Below are 1,230 nucleotides of genomic sequence, written 5' to 3'. Positions count from 1 at the left end.
GCTGCAGAGCCCCAGTTGGCAGTGATATTGCGCAGCCCGAGCCAGATCAGTTTGGTTGCCGCATCGTCGGTCGGGAAGTGACCGCGCGTCTTGATGATCTTTCGTAGCTGAGCGTTGATGCTCTCGATGGCGTTGGTGGTGTAGATCACTTTTCGGATCGCTGGCGGGAAAACGAAAAATGGAATCACGCGATCCCAAGCCCGTCGCCACGCCGCCACTACCGTCGGATATTGCTTGCCCCATGGCCCGGTTTCAAACGCATCCAGCGCCTGTTCAGCCGCTTCGGCGGTCACCGCCTGATAGATCGGCTTGAGCGCCTTGGCCAGTTCGCGGCGCTTATCCCAAGACACATAATCAAGGCTGTTGCGGATCAGATGAACAATGCAGGTTTGCAGTGTCGTAGCTGGAAAGACTGCGCCAAGGGCTTCTGGCATGCCTTTGAGCCCATCAGTCACAGCGATCAGGACATCTTCAACGCCGCGTGTTTTGAGGTCGTTGAAAACCTTCATCCAGAACTTGGCGCCTTCGGTATTTTCGATCCAGATGCCGAGAATATCGCGCGTGCCGTCGGGCAGAACACCCAGTGCCAAGTAAACGGCCTTGTTGCGAACCAGCCCTTCTTCACGGATTTTGACCCGCAGAGCATCGAAGAAAATAACCGGATACATCGGCTCAAGAGGCCGCTGCTGCCATGCACCGATTTCTGCCATGACCTCGTCGGTGACAGAGCTGATGAAGTCAGGCGAAACGTCCGTACCATACTGCTCGGAGAGGAATGCGCGGATTTCTCTGACCGTCATTCCTCGGGCGTACATGGCGATGATCTTGTCGTCGAAACCGGTGTAACGGCGCTCGTGCTTGGGGATCAAAATGGGCGAAAAACTGCCGTCACGGTCACGCGGGATATCCAGCCGGATCGGACCATCCCCGGTTAGAACCGTCTTGCCGCTTTTGCCATTACGCTGGTTGGTTTCATCCTCTGGGCGCTGCGCGCCCGGCGGATAGCCCAGGTGATGGCCGAGCTCGGCACTAAGCGCTCGCTCGATCAACGCCTTCTTGAACGCCGCAGAGGCGTCTTCGATGGCTTCAGCGGTCATCAGTCCGCCGCCGAACTGCTCAAGCAGCTCTTTAGGGATTTTGGGTAGCTCGCGTAACGCAGGTTTCTTTTTGGTTGGCATACATGCACCTCTTACTCATGTTATGCCCGAACACAAAATTTCTGACACCCCC

General features: G+C 56.6%; 1 protein-coding gene. It reads right to left on the bottom strand.

The features are described 5' to 3' along the window. The coding region (locus tag ACYASU_RS20365; RefSeq protein ID WP_463583857.1) for an IS256 family transposase at positions 1–1,178 on the bottom strand (1,178 nt) is incomplete at its 3' end. Positions 1,179–1,230: the final 52 nt, after the last annotated feature.

The organism is Pseudomonas sp. HP_12, assembly GCF_055283955.1.
The sequence above is the reverse complement of the archived record's forward strand: the minus strand, read 5'-3'. Positions and strand labels throughout refer to the sequence as shown.